This is a genomic window from Nocardia sp. NPDC006982, from assembly GCF_042869435.1.
Classification (GTDB): domain Bacteria; phylum Actinomycetota; class Actinomycetes; order Mycobacteriales; family Mycobacteriaceae; genus Nocardia.
The window spans coordinates 35,284-52,369 of the sequence record NZ_JBIAFV010000003.1 but is presented as its reverse complement, the minus strand read 5'-3'; the positions used below and the strand labels follow the sequence as shown (position 1 = coordinate 52,369).

Below are 17,086 nucleotides of genomic sequence, written 5' to 3'. Positions count from 1 at the left end.
GCGCTCGGTTGCCCTAGCCGGTGGCGGCCGGAATCGGTGTGGGAGCCGCGCGGCGCAGCTGCCGCGCCAACAAGAATGCGGCGATGGCGGCGGGAACATTCATCAGCACCCCGTAGACCGCGGGCGGCACCGCCATTTGCGAATTGTGCAGCACACTGGAGGCGACCGCGATGGCCAACGCGCCGTTGTGGATGCCGATCTCCATCGCCGAGGCGATCGCCTGATCGGTCTGCACCCGGAACAAGCGCGGCACGGTGTACCCGATGACGAAGCTCAGCGTCGACAGCAGCAGGCTGAGGGTGGCGAGCTTGCCGATGTTCTCGGTCAGCGTGTCGAACTCGCGCCCCACCGCCGCCACCACGACCAGCAGCAGCACCACCGCCGAGACGATCTTGACATTCTTACGCATCCGCTCGGCCCAATCGGCGAACCGGCGATGCACCCACATCCCCACCGCGACCGGAACCAGCACGATCGCGAACACCTGGGCGAACTTATCCGGCCGCAGCCCGATCGCGGCGTCATCGTCCATGAACAGCGTGAACGACAGCGTGACCACCAGCGGCAGGGTGAAGACGGCGAGAATCGAATTGATGGCCGTCAGCGTGATATTCAGGGCCACATTGCCACCGGCGATATGGCTGAACAGATTCGCCGACGGCCCGCCCGGCGAGGCGACGAGCAACATCACCCCGACGGCCAGCGCACCCTCGAGCCGGAACAGATAGACCAGACCCAGGCAGATCGCGGGCAGCACGATCATCTGGCACACCAGCGCGACCACCGCCGCCTTGGGATACCGCAGCACCCTGGCGAAATCGTCGACGGTCAAGGTCAACCCGAGTCCGAACATCACCAGCGCCAGGGCCAGCGGTAGGAACACGGCGAAAATCGTTGAACCCATTCAGATCTCCTCATCAGGACTCGGACGGATATCGACGTTATCGACTCACTGTCCGGGCGGCGACCCCACCCGTGGGAGCCCCGGCCGCAGCGATCGCCGGATCAGACGATGCGATGATGGTGTACGGAGCGCGATCGAGATACTCGTCCGACCTGAAGGGGCCTTCCCTTGATGCAGATCTATCGGCTCGTATTGCTCACCCTCGGTATCGGACTCCTCGGTCTGACCGCGTGCAGCTCAGACGACAACGATGGCCGGATAACCGATTACGGACCGACAACTACGGTGGCGACCACGTCGAGTACAGCGCCGACGGCGAAATGCGGCGTCGATCTGACCGCGCCGGTTATCGGTGCCGCTATCGCGGCGCTGCCCGTCGATCCGATCACCAAGGTGCCGTGGTCCACTGATCCGGCCGGATTCGAGGGCACCTTCGATCCGTGCGTCACGCTGTCGGCCGTGATCATTACGGTCGAGGGCGCGACCGGTAGTTCGCCGAATCAAGTGCTGCTGTTCCACAAGGGCGACTTCGTCGGTACCGGCACGCGGGAGAGTCTCGGGTTCACTTCGCTGGATCCGGGTCGCACGACCGATGACACCGTCGGCGTGGTCTACAAAACGCCCGGCAGCTGCAATGCCTGCCCCGACGGCACGCTCACGCCGGTCCAATTCCATTGGGATGGAAGGCAAGTCCAGACCATCGGGACGCCGCCGAGATGACGTCATCGCAGTATGCGATCCAGGGCGGCGTTCAGCTCGGCGGCCGGCTCGCTCGGCAGGCTCGGCATGCGCCAGGCAATGATCTGATCGGGGCGCACGAGCATTGCGCCGGTGGGGGAGAGGCCGACGGTGGCGGGCCAATCCTGGTCCAGCTCATGGATTTCCAGCGGTAGCTCGGTTTTCCATGCGGTGCCTGCCGGGCCGACCAGGAGAGCGCAGGACGTCGCGATGAGGTCGAGTGTGGAGCGACCGTCTGGCAGCCGGCGATGGGGCAGTCGAGAGCCGGGTTGGCCGGTGAGATCGAGATGCGCCATGGTGTGCGAGCTGCCGTCGTCGACGAGCGCCCCCGCGCGGTAGCGATTGCCCAGGATCAGGGCGATCGGATCGGCGAGTGGTGTGGCGTCGGTGGCTTCGCGGTTCATGGTGCGCAGGTCGGCGGTTCGGATGCTCGACTGATCGGCGATGTACCAGCCGACCGGGCGGCGCTCGGTGTGGTAGGTGTCCAGCAATGCCGGATCGGCCTCGTCGCGCAGGACGGCCGCCAGCTTCCAGGCGAGGTTGTGCACGTCCTCGATGCCGGTATTCGCGCCCGCGGCGGCGAAGGGCGGCATGACATGAGCGGCGTCACCGGCCAGGAAGACGCGGCCCGCACGGTATTGCTCGGCGACGAACATGCCCGGCTCCCAAGGCAATACGCTGAGCAGCTCGATCGGCATATCGGGAACACCGATGGCCGTTCGCAATACGCTCGGCCATTCATCCAGCGGACGGTCGACTCCCTCGGTGGTGGTGAATATCCAACGCTGCGAGCCGTCGATCGAGGCGAAAGCTCCTGGCGCATCGGCATTCTCGATCTGGCAGAGGTTGAATTCGCGGCCGCGCACCAACTCGGCGAGATCGGCGCGGAAGTAGACATTGACGGCTCGGCCGAGCGTGCCACGACCATCGCGCGGAATGCCGAGCCGCTCTCGGATCGGACTCGACGCACCGTCGGCCGCGATCAGATAGTCCGCGCGCAACCGCTCGACCATGCCGTCGGCGGCGCGAATCGTGGCGGTGACGCCCTCGGGCTCGTCGGCGAAGTCCGTGAGCTCGACGCCGAACCGCACATCGCAGCCGCGAGCCACCGCGATGCGTCGCAGCACCGGCTCAAGCAGATCCTGGGCACACAGGCACGCGGTGGCCGGGGTGATGGTCGACCAGTCCGGCACCCCGCCGGGCAGTGTGAAGGGAATCCGTTCGGCCTGCGCGAGCGTCGGACCGGCCGCGAAGTGCTGGTGCGCTGCGAGGTCGCGAGCCGCATCCAGTACCTCCTCGGCAATGCCGAGCTGGCCGAACAGTTCCATGGTCCGGATATTGATGCGCCGGGCCTTGGGTTGCGGTGAGGTGGTCGGCCTGCGTTCGACCAGCACCGTTGCCACGCCCTGCCGGCGCAGGAACAGCGCGGCCGACAATCCGACCAGTCCGCCGCCGACGATGAGAACACGAGGTTCGTGTACGTTGTACATCATGTGTACTTTGTATACGAATGGTTGAATGCCCGGCAAGGAGGTGGCGGTGAGCGAGCGAACCATCAACACAGCCGAGCACTCGCTCGTGCCGGAACCGAGCGCCAGCGAGGTGGAGGCATGAGCGAGGATCCGTCGCCGCCCGGACCATTGATCTGGTCGCTACCCGAACCGCCGGGTCGACCGACCACGACGCTGAGCCGGGCGAGCATCCTGCGTGCGGCATTGACCGTGGCCGATGCCGAGGGCGCGCGGGCGCTGACCATGCGGCGGATCGCAACGGCGGTCGGTGCGTCCACGCCGATGTCGCTGTATCGCTATGTCGGCAGCAAGGATGGGCTGGTCGACTTGATGATCGACGCCGTCTACGGCGAGATTCCGCTACCTACAACACCTTCGGGCCATTGGCGTACCGCGCTCGAAGAGCTTTCGCTGGCCACCTGGTCGGTGATCCAGCGCCACCTCTGGTTCGGTGAGCTCGTGCACACGCGCCCGCCGCTCGGGCCGAATGCGCTGCGCTACTTCGATTTCCGCTTCGCCCTGTTGGAGCCCCTCGATATCGCCGCCGACGATATGACGCTGATCACCGCCGCCGTGGACGGCCATCTCATCGGCGCCGCACTGCAACTCGCCGAGGAGAACCGCATGCGAGCCCGTTCCGGACTGCGCACCGACGACGAGTTGGCCGCCGCCGCGCAACCGATGCTGGCCCCGATCCTCGCCGACGGTCGCTACCCGGCCTTCGCCCGCTGGCTCGCCGCGCGTACCACCGCTGGCGGCGTAGACCCCGTCGAGTGGACGCTGACCAGCCTGCTCGACGGCATCACGGATCGCCTCGAACTGCCGAAATAGTTCAGTTCGCGGATTCGTCCATCGGCAAGATGATGACCTCGCCGCCCGGGCCTTGGAAGTGGAGGCGTGTACCTGTGGGGCGGAGCGCGGATCGGTAATTCGACGTAGATCGGTCACGGTTCGGTCACACAGTGTTGTGGGTCCAGCGAGTCTGCGGGGAAATTCGGCGAACCGAACGGACCGTACCTAGCGGAATATTCGCCAATAGGTTGCTATGGTCGTCGCGCGTCGAATCGGGCGATCTTGTCTACATGCTGCGTACCAGTCGAGAGGGGATCACGAGTTGTCGGGGCATGGAGTGGCACCTGCGCTTATGCGTTTGACTCGACTGGCGACCGTTGTCGCGGCCGTGGTGGCACTGGCTTCGAGTGGCGGCGGCTCCGCGACTGCTGAGCAAAGCATCGACGGCGCCCTCGGCGAGCGATGGACCGCCATGCACGACGGCCCGCAGCAGTATCCCGATATCCATATCGACTGGGACGTCCCGATTCGCATGAGCGACGGGGTCGTACTCAAGGCCAATGTGTATCGGCCCGTCGATGCGGCGAACAAGGTGGTCGGCCAGCCGTTGCCGACGATCGTGAACCTCACGCCCTACACCAAACTCATGAGCAATCTGGTCGATTCGGCATTCGCCGTGCCCGGACTGCGGCCGTTCACCATGGATATGGTCCGGCGCCTCAATCTGTCCGGCACGCCGATCAGCGGATTCGGCGAGCTGATGCAGGCACTCGACGGCGGCATGATCCAGACCGTGCTCGGCATCGACCGCAATCTCATCCGCAGCGGGTACACGCTGGTAGTCGCGGACGTCCGCGGCACCGGCTTCTCCCAGGGCAACTGGAACACGCTCGGCAAGCGTGAACAATTGGACACCCGCGAGGTGATCGATTGGGCGGCGAAGCAGCCGTGGTCCAACGGCACTGTCGGTATGAGCGGCGGCTCCTATGCGGGCATCAATCAACTGCGCGCGGCCGAAAACGCCCCTGCCGCACTGAAAGCCATCTTCCCGGTGGAGGCGGGTAGTGATCTGATGCGCGATGTCGTCGCGCCGGGCGGCGGTATCGGCACGACCTTCCTGCCGCTGTGGTTGAACAATGTGAACCAGACGAAGTTGATTCCCGACGTGCAGTCCATGCTCAACGGCACCTTCGACTGGAAATGGCTCCAGGCCAGGATGGCCGATCCGGCAACCAATTCCGATCTGCTGGCCCAGGCGCTGCTCACCCCGTCGCTGGACCGGGTGCCGACGACACTGGCCGCCGCACTCGACGACGACAGTGAATTCCGGCAGGGGATTCTCGGGCATCCCGACCGAATTACGGTGCCCACCTTCATGTACGGCGGCTGGCACGACATCTTCGCCAACAGCGCGGCCAAACTCTACAACGTGATCCCACTGCCACAGGCGAAGAAGCAGTTGCTGATCGGCGATACCTATCATGCGAATCCGGGTGCCGGTACGGGTGCTGTCGGCGCGCCGCCGCGGCTGGATGTGCTGCAGCGGGTGTGGTTCGACAAGTGGCTCAAGGGCATCGATAACGGCATCGGCGACTTCGGGCCGATCACGCTGTGGGAGCAGGGCTCGGGCTGGAAGACCTTGGGGCAGTTCCCGGAAACGGGTGTCACGCATCGCCGTGTCTACCTGTCCGCTACGTCGAGCGATACCGCCGAGCATGCGGTGCACGACGGCTCGCTGTCCTCGACGAAGCCGAAGGAGCGCATCGCGCTGCCGGTGTCGCCGGGGGTGACCATGGCGTGCTCACGCGATGCCGCTCAGGGCTCCGCCGGTCTGGCCGCGCCATTCGATATCTGCGCCAAGGACTCTCGCATCGCCGAGGGTAACGGGCTGACCTTCACCAGCGCGGAGATGAGTGAGCCGACGGTGATCTCCGGGCCGATCAATGTGCATCTCAATGCGGTTCACGATGCGACGGACGGCTATTGGGACGTCACCGTCAACGATGTCTCGCCCGACGGCACGTCGACGGTGTTGACCACCGGCCAGCTCACCGCGTCGCTGCGCGCGGTGGACGAGGCCCGCAGTATGCGCTCGGCGAGTGGCGATTACACCGCGCCGTACAACCCGATCACCCTGGAGAGCATGCTGCCCGTCGTGCCGGGAAAGCCGATGACGCTGGATATCGCGGTCATCCCGACGCAGGCCGTCTTGTTGCCCGGCCACCGGCTGCGGGTGGATGTGTTCGCCGGAAACGTGCCGAAGGCGTTGGCTTTTCGGCCGATGCTCAACGCCACCGAACTCAAGACTCAATACCTGCAGCTCGATCCGGATGCGCCCAGCTTCGTCAATCTGCCCACGAACCGGCCCATCGCCTGAAATCTGGCGAAAACCTTGACGCAGCCGGGATGCGCAAGTTATTCTATAAATGGGAAGCAATTCAGCGCGGGTCTGACGTGGCCCAAAAACATTGGCTTCTATTCTGATTCCGCACTCGACATTCAGTGAGTGCGAGTGTAATTTTGGACGTTGCGCTGGTTGCCTCCTGTCCACCTCACGAACCTATCGTTGTAAACATCATCCGCTGTGGTGATGTTTCCTTCGTGGTGCGCGAGTTTCGTTCGGGTGCGCGGCCGGGGCGGAATTCGTCAGTAGACAAGCGATGTTCGCGCATTGCGTGAGGGGAAGGACGCACCTTGTCAGAATCGAGCCGGACGGTCGGTGCACCGAAACGGATTTCCTTCGCCAGGATCCGGGAGCCACTGGAGGTCCCCGGCCTGCTCGACGTGCAGATCGATTCGTTCGCCTGGTTGATCGGCGGCCCGGAATGGGAAGCCCGCGCCGCCGAGCTCGGCGTGGATAGTTCGACCGGCGGACTGCAGGAGGTGCTCGAGGAGCTTTCGCCGATCGAGGACTTCTCCGGGTCGATGTCCCTTTCTTTCTCTGATCCTCGTTTCGAGGAGGTCAAGGCCTCTGTCGATGAGTGCAAAGACAAGGACATGACCTATGCGGCGCCGTTGTTCGTGACCGCCGAGTTCATCAACAACAACACCGGTGAGATCAAGAGCCAGACGGTCTTCATGGGTGATTTCCCGATGATGACCGACAAGGGCACGTTCATCATCAACGGCACCGAGCGCGTCGTCGTCTCGCAGCTGGTGCGTTCGCCGGGTGTGTATTTCGATCACAGCGTCGACAAGGCCACCGAGAAGGATCTGCACGGAGTGCGGGTCATTCCGTCGCGTGGTGCTTGGCTGGAGTTCGATGTCGACAAGCGCGACACCGTCGGTGTGCGCATCGACCGCAAGCGCCGCCAACCCGTGACGGTCTTCCTCAAGGCGCTCGGCTGGAGTTCCGAGCAGATCACGCAGCGCTTCGGTTTCTCCGAGGTCATGATGTCGACCCTGGAGAAGGACCATACGGTCGGCACCGACGATGCCCTGCTCGATGTCTATCGCAAGCTGCGACCGGGTGAGCCGCCGACCAAGGAGTCCGCGCAAGCGCTCCTGGAGAACCTGTTCTTCAAGGACAAGCGCTACGACCTGGCGCGCGTGGGTCGCTACAAAATGAACAAGAAACTCGGCATCAGCACCACCACGGACCAGGTGCTGAGCGAGGAGGATCTCATCGCGATCATCGAGTACCTGGTCCGGTTGCACGCAGGCGAAAAGACCATGACGGTGCCCGGTGGTGTCGAGGTTCCGGTCGAGGTCGATGACATCGACCACTTCGGCAACCGTCGCCTGCGCAGGGTCGGCGAGTTGATCCAGAACCAGATCCGGGTCGGCATGTCGCGGATGGAGCGGGTGGTCCGCGAACGGATGACCACCCAGGACGTCGAAGCCATCACCCCGCAGACGCTGATCAATATCCGTCCGGTCACCGCGTCGATCAGGGAGTTCTTCGGGACTTCGCAGCTGTCGGTGTTCATGGACCAGAACAACCCGCTGTCGGGTCTGACAAATAAGCGTCGGCTCTCGGCGCTGGGTCCCGGTGGTCTGTCCCGGGAACGCGCCAGCCTCGAACTGCGCGACGTGCACCACAGTCACTACGGCCGCATGTGTCCGATCGAGACCCCGGAAGGCCCGAACATCGGCCTGATCGGCTACCTGTCGGTGTACGCGCGGGTGAACCCGTTCGGCTTCATCGAGACGCCGTACCGCAAGGTGGTCGACGGCAGGGTGACCGATGAGGTCGAGTACCTCACCGCCGACGAAGAGGAACGGTATGTGCGTGCGCAGGCCAATTCGCTGATCGACGCGGACGGATACCTGGTGGAGGACAAGATCCTGGCCCGGCGCCTCGGCGAGGAAGTCGAATCGGTTCCGGCCGACGAGGTCGACTATATGGATGTTTCGCCGCGCCAGATGGTTTCGGTCGCGACCGCGATGATTCCGTTCCTCGAACACGACGACGCCAACCGTGCCCTTATGGGTGCGAACATGCAGCGCCAGGCCGTGCCGCTGGTCCGCTCCGAGTCACCGATTGTCGGCACCGGTATGGAGTTTCGTGCCGCCCTCGATTCGGGCGATGTGGTCGTCAATGTGAAAGCCGGTGTGGTCGAGGAGGTTTCGGGCGACTTCATCACCGTCATGGCCGACGACGGCACCCGCAAGAGCTACCGGTTGCGCAAGTTCGCCCGCTCGAATCAAGGCAATTGCGTCAATCAACGCCCGATCGTGGACGAGGGGCAGCGGGTCGAGTCCGGTCAGGTGCTCGCCGATGGTCCCTGCACCGAGAACGGTGAGATGGCGCTCGGCAAGAATCTGCTGGTGGCGATCATGCCGTGGGAGGGCCACAACTACGAGGACGCGATCATCCTGTCGCAGCGCCTCGTGGAAGAGGACGTGCTCACCTCGATCCACATCGAGGAGCACGAAGTCGATGCCCGTGATACGAAACTCGGTGCCGAGGAGATCACCCGCGATATCCCGAACGTCTCCGACGAAGTGCTCGCCGATCTCGACGAGCGCGGCATCATCCGCGTCGGTGCGGAGGTGCGCCACGGCGACATCCTGGTCGGCAAGGTCACCCCGAAGGGGGAGACCGAGCTGACCCCGGAGGAACGATTGTTGCGGGCGATCTTCGGTGAGAAGGCGCGTGAAGTGCGCGACACCTCGCTGAAGGTGCCGCATGGTCAATCGGGCAAAGTTATCGGTATCCGGGTGTTTTCGCGCGAGGACGACGATGACTTGCCGCCCGGCGTCAATGAACTCGTGCGCGTCTATGTGGCGCAGCAGCGCAAGATCCAGGACGGCGACAAGCTGGCCGGTCGCCACGGCAACAAGGGTGTCATCGGCAAGATCCTCCCCACCGAGGACATGCCGTTCATGCCCGATGGGACTCCGGTGGACATCATCCTGAACAGTCACGGTGTGCCGCGTCGTATGAACATCGGCCAGATCTTGGAGACCCACCTCGGGTGGATCGGCAAGGCGGGCTGGAAGATTCAGGGCACACCCGACTGGGCGAGTTCGCTGCCCGAGGAGATGCGGGCCGCGCCTGCGGACAGTAATCTCGCCACCCCGGTCTTCGACGGTGCGCGTGAGGAAGAGCTCAGCGGGCTGCTCGGCTGCACACTGCCGAACCGCGACGGCGAAGTGATGGTCGGCGCGGATGGTAAGGCGACATTGTTCGACGGACGTTCCGGTGAACCGTTCCCGTACCCGGTCGCGGTCGGCTACATGTACATCCTGAAGCTGCACCACCTGGTCGACGACAAGATCCACGCCCGTTCGACCGGTCCGTACTCGATGATCACCCAGCAGCCGCTCGGTGGTAAGGCACAGTTCGGTGGCCAGCGCTTCGGTGAGATGGAGTGCTGGGCCATGCAGGCCTACGGCGCCGCTTACACGCTGCAGGAGCTGCTCACCATCAAATCCGACGATATCGCGGGCCGGGTCAAGGTCTACGAGGCGATCGTCAAGGGCGAGAACATTCCGGAGCCGGGCATCCCGGAGTCGTTCAAGGTGCTCCTGAAGGAGCTCCAGTCGCTGTGCCTCAACGTCGAGGTGCTGTCCTCCGACGGCGCCGCCATCGAAATGGGCAGCGCCGACGAGGACGATATCGATCGGACGGCGGCGAATCTGGGAATCAACCTGTCCCGCAACGAATCCGCCACCGTAGACGATCTACAGCTGTGACATCACCTGGGCCGCAATGAGTTCCAGGTGCGCCAGATCGTCGAGATCGAGGATCTGGAGATAGAGACGGGTAGCGCCGATTTCGGCGTAGCGGGCAATCTTGTCGACGACCTCGGCGGGGGAGCCCGCGAGCCCGTTGGTCTTCAGTTCCTCGACCTCACGGCCGATGGCGGCGGCCCGGCGCGCCACCTCGGCATCGGAGGTGCCGACACAGGCCACCAGGGCATTGGAGTAGATCAGATCGTCGGGGCGACGGCCGCGAGCCTCGGCGGCGGCGCGCACGCGGTCGAACTGACGGGAGCTTTCCTCGGGCGAGGCGAAAGGCATATTGAATTCGGTCGCGTAGGTGGCGGCCAGGCGCGGGGTGCGGGTCGCACCGTGTCCGCCGATCAGCAGCGGTACCGGATCCTGCACCGGCTTCGGCAGGGCAGGGGAGTCCGTGATCGCGTAATGCGCACCTTCGAAGGTGAACTTATCGCCGACCTTGGTCGCCCACAGGCCGGTGATGATCGCCAGTTGCTCCTCGAATCTGGTGAACTTGTCCTGCGGAAACGGGATGCCGTAGGCGGCATGTTCCTCGGCGAACCAGCCGCTGCCCAGTCCGAATTCGACTCGGCCGCCGGACATCTGATCCACCTGGGCGACCTGGATGGCAAGCGGTCCAGGTAGTCGGAAGGTGGCGGCCGTCACCAGGGTGCCGAGCCGGATGCGCTTGGTCTCCCTGGCCAGCCCCGCCAGAGTGATCCAGGCGTCGGTCGGGCCGGGCCGGCCGTCGATGCCCCCCATGGCCAGATAGTGGTCGGAGCGGAAGAACGCGTCGAAACCCAGATCCTCGGTGGCTTTGGCGACGGTGAGCAGCGTGTCGTAGCTGGCGCCCTGCTGCGGTTCGGTGAAGATGCGTAGATCCATGCCGACCATGGTGCCCGAGATTGATCTTGTCGGTCGGGTCTGATTCGCCGCCGCTTATCATTGGCCCGTGGTTGGCGCGGTCGAATCGGAATCCGATCTACGCAGGGGCGTGTCACCGAGTCGGTATTCGCCCAACGTCTGATGAGCTTGTTCGAGGCCGCGGGCAATCCGAAACTGCGGCAGGTTGCCGCTGCCGCCGAGGCGCGGATGAAGGCGACTCGCGGGCAATGACCCGGCCCCCGCTACCGCAACCGTTCCGACATACCGGAATTCCGGTCCGGAATTCCGGTGCGTGCCCGTGAACTGCGCAGATCCGTCACTCGGCATGCCGATCGGTAGCTACGTGCACGCGCCGCCGAATAACGTCCGGTCGTCGAGCGGGAACAGGAATCACGCCAGCCGGACCATGTGGAGGGGAGTTCGGCGGGTGCGACTCCTGTTCCCGCGGTCGTCGGCAACCACATACGGAGGGGAACCTCGAGTACATCCAGTACTGCCTACCTCATAATCCCCTTTGGTCGGTATCGGCTCGCGGGCATGGGGACCCGGCTGGGCACGCGGCTCATCGATACCGTCATCGTCGGCATACCGATCGGTGTTGTTGCCGCGGCCGTGGTCGCGAGCACCGACTCGTCGAACGAATTCCCCGCCGAGACCGATTCCGGATTCGGCGTGGGCGCCGCACTGCTGGTCGTTGCACTCGGCTTGCTCGCAAGCATCGCTTATGACGTCGGCTTGACCGCGACCCAGGGCGCGAGCTTCGGGAAGAAGGCGCTCGGCATTCGCGTCGCGCGGATCGACACCGCCGACGCGCCGGAGGAGGGTATCGGCTTCGCGGCGGCCTTGATCCGCTGGGCCACTCTCGTGCTTCAGAGCACCCTGTGTGTTATCTGGGGAGTGCTGTGTGCGGTGTCGCCGCATTTCGATCATGTCGCCCGGCGGGGCTGGCATGACAAGGTTGCCGAGACTTTCATCCTCGCGGCGGCGTAGCGCGGGCTACCGATAGGGTCGGCGTGGTGAGTGCAGGCATGACATATCGGCCGGTTGTCGTCGTGATGGGCGTTTCCGGATGCGGAAAGTCCACGGTCGGTGCACTGCTTGCCGAGACGCTGCAGGTCGAATACGCCGAGGGTGACGATTTCCATCCGGCTTCGAATATCGAGAAGATGGCGGCCGGTGTGCCACTGACGGATGCCGATCGCGCGCCGTGGCTCGATATCGTGGCGGCGTGGCTGGGGGAGCGGCGCGAGCGCGGCGGGGTGGTCAGCTGCTCGGCGCTCAAGCGCAGCTATCGCGATCGATTGCGTGCGGCCGCACCCGAGGCGTTCTTCGTTCATCTGTCCGCATCGCGCGCGGAACTGGCTCGCCGGATGGAGACGCGCCGTGGCCATTTCATGCCCGCGACGTTGCTCGACTCGCAGCTCACCGCGTTGCAACCATTGGCCTCGGATGAATTCGGCATCACCGTGGACGCGACCGCGGATCCCGCCGAGTTGGTCCGCGAGGCGGTAACCGCCTGGGAGTCGAGCTGACTCAGGTGTCCGTGCGTCGCCGCACGACCCGGGTCGCCAGCCAGGCCACGCCGAGAATGAGCAGTGGGGTGAGCAGCAGCAGCGGGACCGTCGCTGCACCCGCGATCGGATGCAGCCAGCCCGCGACGGTATCGCACATCGCGTCGATCAGGGCGCGAGCCAACTCGGCCACTGGCGAGTGCTCGTCCGGTCCGGTGCTGGCGTGGTCCGGCCATCGATTCACGGCCAACACCCTACGACATCGGATCGGGATATCCGGTAGATCCACGGCCGGACACTCAGCAACCTCACAGCTGCGAATCTGGCATCGTGGAGGTATGACAAATCGCCCGCTACCGGTACGGAGCATCGCGGTGCTGACCGCGATGGTCTTCGTCATTACCGGCAGCGTGCTCGGACGCGACGGCATTACCGCGATAGATCAGCCGGGGACCGATTGGGTGATCCAGCGGCGCGACGGGCTGGTCACGCCGGTTGCGATCGGGGTCAGCGACTTGGGCGGCACGCCGGCGATGACGGCGCTGGCGGTGGTCCTGTGTCTCGTGCTGGCCTGGCGTCGGCGGTGGCCGGAGGCGGTGCTGGCCGGTGTCGCGACCGCGGGCGCGGGCGTGCTCGTCGTGGTCGGCAAACATCTGGTCGGGCGTACTCGCCCGCCCGAGGCGGATCGCCTCGTCACCGAGACCAATCAGGCATTTCCGTCCGGACACAGTCTCGGATCGATTGTGGTGATCGGACTCCTTGCCGCGGTGGTGCTTACGCGACTGCACCGCCCGGCCGCTCGCCGCATCGCGGTGACCGTCGCTGCCGTATTTGTTGTGGCCGTTGGTCTTTCCCGCTGGTATCTGGGCGTGCACTGGCCGACCGATGTGCTCGGCGGCTGGTGTATCGGCGCGCTGTGGCTCGCGCTGTGTCTGGCGGCGTACCGGGCCTATCTGGCAGGCAGGGCCGGTGTGGTGCACTCTCCGCCGGAGACATTGGGAATACAGACACCCGCGGCCTCGGACAGTAGCAGCGCCCCGCCGACCAGTGCGGCCACCGCGATCGCGCCGAAGACGAACACCCACAGCAGCGCGGGAATGTGAGTGAGCCGGGCGAGTTGATCGGCGTCGGAGTCCGCGCCCTGCGGCATATTCCAGCGGCGGACTCGCCCGCGCTGCAATTCGATCACCGGCCGGGTGCCCGCGAGCAGTAGGAACCACGCGCCGAGATACGCGAAACCGGCCTGGATCGTATCGGTTCCGAACCAGGACACCGCGAAGACGATGGCGCCCAACCCGAATACCGTCAGCAGTCCGTAGACATTGCGCACCTTGATCAGGACGGCGGCGAGCAAAGCGATCGCGGTCCAGAGCATGAGGGTGATCCGGTTCGCGCCGAGCAGTGCGGCGAAGCCGAGACCGAGCAGCGGCGGCGAGGGATAGCCCGCCATCGCGGTCAGAATCATGCCGAGGCCGTAGGGTTTTCCGCTCGATACGGTCAGACCGGAGGTGTCGGAGTGCAGCGTGATGCTGTTGAGCCTGCGGCCGGTGAGCAGCGCGGTGAGCGCGTGGCCGCCCTCGTGCGCGATGGTGACCACATTGCGGGTGATCCGCCACAGCGGGCTGTATCCGACCAGAATCAGGGCCGCGACTGCTGTCGCGATGACCAACCACCATGGTGGCGCGGCCTGGGTTGTGGTGAGCCGGTCCGCGATGGAGGCGCCGCGCTCGACGAATTCCGCTGTTTGCACCGCCGCACCTTATCCGGCCGCGGCGAGCTTCGCTGAGTCGTCGGGAGCCGGTCAGGTGGTGACGAGCTCGCCGAGATCCGCCGATCTGCGGGCGGCTTCGAGCAATCGCAAGGTGGTGACGGCGTCGCGGGGGTCGACCGGAACGGGTGCGCCGTCCAGGAGTGCGGCGGCCATCGCGTTGTAGAACGCCGGGTAGTCGCCCGCTAGTGTGGGGACCGGTTCGACGTCGGGCTCCGCGCCGACCGTTCCCCACCGCTCGGGTTCGACTGTGCCCCAAGGATCGTCACCGGGGCGATGGCCCGACCGCAGTGCGTTCTCCTGCGGATCCAATCCGTAAGTGAGGTAACCGGCTTCGGAACCGAGCACCCTGAATCGGGGTCCCAGCTGCGGAGTTACCGCGCTCATCCAGAGGTGCGATCGCACACCCGAGGTGTGGGTGAGTGCGACGAACGCGTCGTCATCGGTCTGGATCTTCGGCCGCCGCCGGTCCAGCTCGCCGTACACCGAGCGCACGGGACCGAACAGTGTGACCGCCTGGTCGATCAGGTGACTGCCGAGGTCGAACAGTAATCCGGCGCCGTCGTCGGCGGAACCGACCTCGCGCCAGCCGCCCTTCGGCACCGGACGCCACCGCTCGAACCGGGACTCGAAACGGCGCACTTCGCCGAGACGTCCATCCGCGATCAGTTGCCGAACCGTCAGGAAGTCGCCGTCCCAGCGCCGGTTCTGGAACACCGATAGCGCCAGACCGGCTTGCTCGGCCCGCGCGATCAGATCCTCGCCCTCGGTCACGTTCACTGCGAACGGCTTGTCGACGACCACCGGCAGCCCGGCGTTCAATGCCTCCCGAGCCAGCGGCGCATGCGTTCGATTCGGCGTCGCGATAACCACCAGATCGATGCCCGCGACATCGGCAAATAATTCATCCGCACTCGCCAACACCCGCACCCCGGGATGCTCGCGCCGCGCCTGCTCCGCCCGCTCGGATGACCCCGTAACCACCGCCGCCACCCGCATCCGCGGCTGCGCGGCGATCAGCGGTGCATGGAACACCGACCCGGCCAATCCGTACCCGACAATGGCGACCTGCAGGCTCATCGTTGCGACGCTACCGGACCTCTTGACTTGTTGTTGCGACAACAGATACTGTTGTCGCAACAACAACCAATGCGGACCGGGGAGTGTTCCGATGTACGTGATCCATGAAGAAGCTGTTATTTCCGGAGAGATCGAGGAGATCTGGCGGGCCGCTACCGACGTGGCCAACTGGCCGACCTGGGATCCGCACGAGGAGAAGGCTCGGATCGATGGGCCTTTCGCGCCGGGAACCACGGGCTGGGTGAAACCCAAAGGCGCACCGGCTGGTCCGTTCACCATCACCGCCGTCGATCCGGGACGTTCGTGGACAAGTGAGGCCGGGATTCCGTTCGGCAAGATCCGCGGTCACTACACCTACGAACCGCTCGGCGACGGAACCGTGCGTGTCGCGAAGCGAATGGAGGTGCACGGCCCGTTCCGGCCGATCTTCCGGCTGATCTGGGAGCGTGGCATTCGCACCGATATGCAGCTGACCATCGCGGCGCTGGAACTCGAGGCACGGCGACTCGGGGTCGAACGTGGCTGAACCACAAGGCCCGCTGATGAGTCCGGGCTTCTGGCTGCATCACGCCGCGCTGGAGTGGCGCGCCACCGTCGAACGCAACCTGCGCCCCCTCGGCCTCACCCTGACCCAATTCAACCTGCTCGCCTCGGCCGGTTGGCTCGGCAGGCAGGGCGAACCACCGACCCAACAGCAGGTAGTCGACATGGCAGGCGCCGACCGCATGATGGGCTCCCGCGTAATCCGCGTCCTGGAAGACCGCACTCTCCTGACCCGCCGCCCCGACCCCGACGACGCCCGAATCCTCCGCATCGAAGTCACCTCGGAAGGCCGCACCCTGGCCCGCCGCGCCATCCGCATCGTTGTGGACACCGACGAACAATTCTTCGGCCTCGATAGCGACTCCCTCCGCGACGGTCTCAAATCGATTGCCGCGCAACGTATTGGGATATGACGCGACAGCCAGCCGTAGCCTCTGTAGTGTTCGGCCGATTCCGAGGGCGACATCGCGGCGCGGTCGAGGAACGGGCGCAGCGGGCCGGCAACGATATTCGCTTCTGGAACTCGGCTTCCGGATAGTCCAGGCAGTCCTCATCCCAATTCGCTTGCGTCAGACCGCCTTTGCCCTTGGCTTGCTGATACTACCGGCGCAGTATTGGATCGGCCTGGATTTCGGCCCATGCGGTGACCGGATCACCGTTGCGATGCTTCTCGATACATTCGTAGGAGCACGCCCGGGTATAGGGATAGCCGACTCGGTTCGGCGAATAGGTGCACCAGGACAACGCGGCACCGCGCGGCTCGTATTCGGGACGAACCGAGGGATAGTCGGTCGCGGTCTCCCCGGTGATGATTCCGTCCCATGACGCACACCTTCCAGTAGCAGGATCCGGCACAGATCACCTGGTGTGTCGAGTACACGACCTCATCGTGGCTCCAGCGGTCGCTGTAGAAGGCGTTGCCTTCGGGGCCACCGACATATTGCATGGTGTGCCGGTCCGGCGTCAGCCGCTCGCGGTCAAAGAATTTGCGGGTCTGCAACAACAGCGCATCCGATTCGGTCGTAGATCTTGCCACCTACCTCGGACGGTGTGCACGACTATCCGGCTCCGTCGAAACCCAATTGCGCCGTATTCCACAGCCGCCTCGCCGAAATAGCTTGCTATCGAGTTGCTTGACCAAGATCGCATTTCGAGATGTGATATCGGGGTGGCACAGCGATGGTGGCAG

15 protein-coding genes and 1 pseudogene are annotated in these 17,086 nt (G+C 64.9%); 9 read left to right on the top strand and 7 right to left on the bottom strand.

What is annotated here, in order from left to right; genetic code table 11:
- Positions 1–13 precede the first annotated feature (13 nt).
- Entirely contained in the window at positions 14–904 is an 891-nt protein-coding gene (locus ACFYOW_RS13475) for a bile acid:sodium symporter family protein (protein WP_387287620.1), read from the bottom strand.
- Positions 905–1,075: 171 nt separating this feature from the next.
- Between ACFYOW_RS13475 and ACFYOW_RS13470 the strand changes: the two genes are divergently transcribed.
- Entirely contained in the window at positions 1,076–1,624 is a 549-nt protein-coding gene (locus tag ACFYOW_RS13470; RefSeq protein WP_387288803.1) for an LppP/LprE family lipoprotein, read from the top strand.
- Between the two features lie 2 nt (positions 1,625–1,626).
- Here ACFYOW_RS13470 and ACFYOW_RS13465 read toward each other — a convergent pair whose 3' ends face one another.
- Complete coding sequence (locus tag ACFYOW_RS13465) at positions 1,627–3,135, bottom strand: FAD-dependent oxidoreductase (RefSeq protein ID WP_387287619.1); 1,509 nt, start codon at positions 3,133–3,135, stop codon at positions 1,627–1,629.
- 117 nt (positions 3,136–3,252) lie between these two features.
- Here ACFYOW_RS13465 and ACFYOW_RS13460 point away from each other — a divergent pair, with 117 nt between their 5' ends.
- The 3 genes from ACFYOW_RS13460 (at position 3,253) to ACFYOW_RS13450 (ending at position 10,086) form a co-directional block, all read left to right on the top strand.
- Positions 3,253–3,984: a TetR/AcrR family transcriptional regulator gene (locus ACFYOW_RS13460; RefSeq protein WP_387287618.1), complete on the top strand. Its 732-nt coding sequence runs from the start codon at positions 3,253–3,255 to the stop codon at positions 3,982–3,984.
- A 313-nt stretch (positions 3,985–4,297) separates the two neighbouring features.
- The gene (locus ACFYOW_RS13455; protein ID WP_387287617.1) at positions 4,298–6,322 is read left to right on the top strand and encodes a CocE/NonD family hydrolase; all 2,025 of its coding nucleotides are present in this window, start codon (positions 4,298–4,300) and stop codon (positions 6,320–6,322) included.
- A 317-nt stretch (positions 6,323–6,639) separates the two neighbouring features.
- Complete coding sequence (locus ACFYOW_RS13450; RefSeq protein WP_387287614.1) at positions 6,640–10,086, top strand: DNA-directed RNA polymerase subunit beta; 3,447 nt, start codon at positions 6,640–6,642, stop codon at positions 10,084–10,086.
- On the opposite strand, the gene ACFYOW_RS13445 is transcribed toward ACFYOW_RS13450, so the two are convergent.
- A complete protein-coding gene (locus ACFYOW_RS13445; RefSeq protein WP_387287612.1) occupies positions 10,075–10,995 on the bottom strand; it encodes an LLM class F420-dependent oxidoreductase in 921 nt (306 codons plus the stop codon). The two genes, ACFYOW_RS13450 and ACFYOW_RS13445, sit on opposite strands and share 12 nt — an antisense overlap.
- Before the next feature lie 537 nt (positions 10,996–11,532).
- Between ACFYOW_RS13445 and ACFYOW_RS13440 the strand changes: the two genes are divergently transcribed.
- Both ACFYOW_RS13440 and ACFYOW_RS13435 read left to right on the top strand, forming a co-directional pair.
- Positions 11,533–11,985, top strand: a complete 453-nt coding sequence (locus ACFYOW_RS13440) for an RDD family protein (RefSeq protein WP_387287610.1) — start codon at positions 11,533–11,535, stop codon at positions 11,983–11,985.
- Between the two features lie 38 nt (positions 11,986–12,023).
- Entirely contained in the window at positions 12,024–12,527 is a 504-nt protein-coding gene (locus ACFYOW_RS13435; protein ID WP_387288801.1) for a gluconokinase, read from the top strand.
- Position 12,528: 1 nt separating this feature from the next.
- Here the strand turns inward: ACFYOW_RS13435 and ACFYOW_RS13430 are convergent, their stop codons facing one another.
- Complete coding sequence (locus ACFYOW_RS13430) at positions 12,529–12,750, bottom strand: hypothetical protein (protein WP_387287608.1); 222 nt, start codon at positions 12,748–12,750, stop codon at positions 12,529–12,531.
- 94 nt (positions 12,751–12,844) lie between these two features.
- Here ACFYOW_RS13430 and ACFYOW_RS13425 point away from each other — a divergent pair.
- A pseudogene (locus ACFYOW_RS13425) lies at positions 12,845–13,438 on the top strand (phosphatase PAP2 family protein); the annotation flags it as partial.
- Positions 13,439–13,455: 17 nt separating this feature from the next.
- Here ACFYOW_RS13425 and ACFYOW_RS13420 read toward each other — a convergent pair.
- Together ACFYOW_RS13420 and ACFYOW_RS13415 are read right to left on the bottom strand one after the other, a co-directional pair.
- Positions 13,456–14,256: a M50 family metallopeptidase gene (locus tag ACFYOW_RS13420; RefSeq protein WP_387287606.1), complete on the bottom strand. Its 801-nt coding sequence runs from the start codon at positions 14,254–14,256 to the stop codon at positions 13,456–13,458.
- 51 nt (positions 14,257–14,307) lie between these two features.
- Positions 14,308–15,354 carry a Gfo/Idh/MocA family oxidoreductase gene (locus ACFYOW_RS13415; RefSeq protein WP_387287604.1) on the bottom strand — a complete coding sequence of 349 codons (1,047 nt, stop codon included), beginning with the start codon at positions 15,352–15,354 and terminating at the stop codon, positions 14,308–14,310.
- Positions 15,355–15,445: 91 nt separating this feature from the next.
- On the opposite strand from ACFYOW_RS13415, the gene ACFYOW_RS13410 reads away from it, so the two are divergent.
- Complete coding sequence (locus ACFYOW_RS13410; protein ID WP_387287602.1) at positions 15,446–15,880, top strand: SRPBCC family protein; 435 nt, start codon at positions 15,446–15,448, stop codon at positions 15,878–15,880.
- Positions 15,873–16,310, top strand: a complete 438-nt coding sequence (locus tag ACFYOW_RS13405) for a MarR family winged helix-turn-helix transcriptional regulator (protein ID WP_387287600.1) — start codon at positions 15,873–15,875, stop codon at positions 16,308–16,310. The genes ACFYOW_RS13410 and ACFYOW_RS13405 overlap by 8 nt, the downstream gene beginning before the upstream one ends.
- Before the next feature lie 187 nt (positions 16,311–16,497).
- On the opposite strand, the gene ACFYOW_RS13400 is transcribed toward ACFYOW_RS13405, so the two are convergent.
- Entirely contained in the window at positions 16,498–16,752 is a 255-nt protein-coding gene (locus tag ACFYOW_RS13400) for a hypothetical protein (RefSeq protein ID WP_387287598.1), read from the bottom strand.
- Positions 16,753–17,086: the final 334 nt, after the last annotated feature.

What these genes read in the sequence shown, in the direction of transcription:
- ACFYOW_RS13475 (WP_387287620.1), bottom strand. Translation starts at nt 904, where the DNA reads ATGGGTTCAACGATTTTCGCCGTGTTCCTACCGCTGGCCCTGGCGCTG.
- ACFYOW_RS13470 (WP_387288803.1), top strand. Translation starts at nt 1,076, where the DNA reads ATGCAGATCTATCGGCTCGTATTGCTCACCCTCGGTATCGGACTCCTC.
- ACFYOW_RS13465 (WP_387287619.1), bottom strand. Translation starts at nt 3,135, where the DNA reads ATGATGTACAACGTACACGAACCTCGTGTTCTCATCGTCGGCGGCGGA.
- ACFYOW_RS13460 (WP_387287618.1), top strand. Translation starts at nt 3,253, where the DNA reads ATGAGCGAGGATCCGTCGCCGCCCGGACCATTGATCTGGTCGCTACCC.
- ACFYOW_RS13455 (WP_387287617.1), top strand. Translation starts at nt 4,298, where the DNA reads ATGCGTTTGACTCGACTGGCGACCGTTGTCGCGGCCGTGGTGGCACTG.
- ACFYOW_RS13445 (WP_387287612.1), bottom strand. Translation starts at nt 10,995, where the DNA reads ATGGATCTACGCATCTTCACCGAACCGCAGCAGGGCGCCAGCTACGAC.
- ACFYOW_RS13440 (WP_387287610.1), top strand. Translation starts at nt 11,533, where the DNA reads ATGGGGACCCGGCTGGGCACGCGGCTCATCGATACCGTCATCGTCGGC.
- ACFYOW_RS13435 (WP_387288801.1), top strand. Translation starts at nt 12,024, where the DNA reads ATGACATATCGGCCGGTTGTCGTCGTGATGGGCGTTTCCGGATGCGGA.
- ACFYOW_RS13415 (WP_387287604.1), bottom strand. Translation starts at nt 15,354, where the DNA reads ATGAGCCTGCAGGTCGCCATTGTCGGGTACGGATTGGCCGGGTCGGTG.
- ACFYOW_RS13410 (WP_387287602.1), top strand. Translation starts at nt 15,446, where the DNA reads ATGTACGTGATCCATGAAGAAGCTGTTATTTCCGGAGAGATCGAGGAG.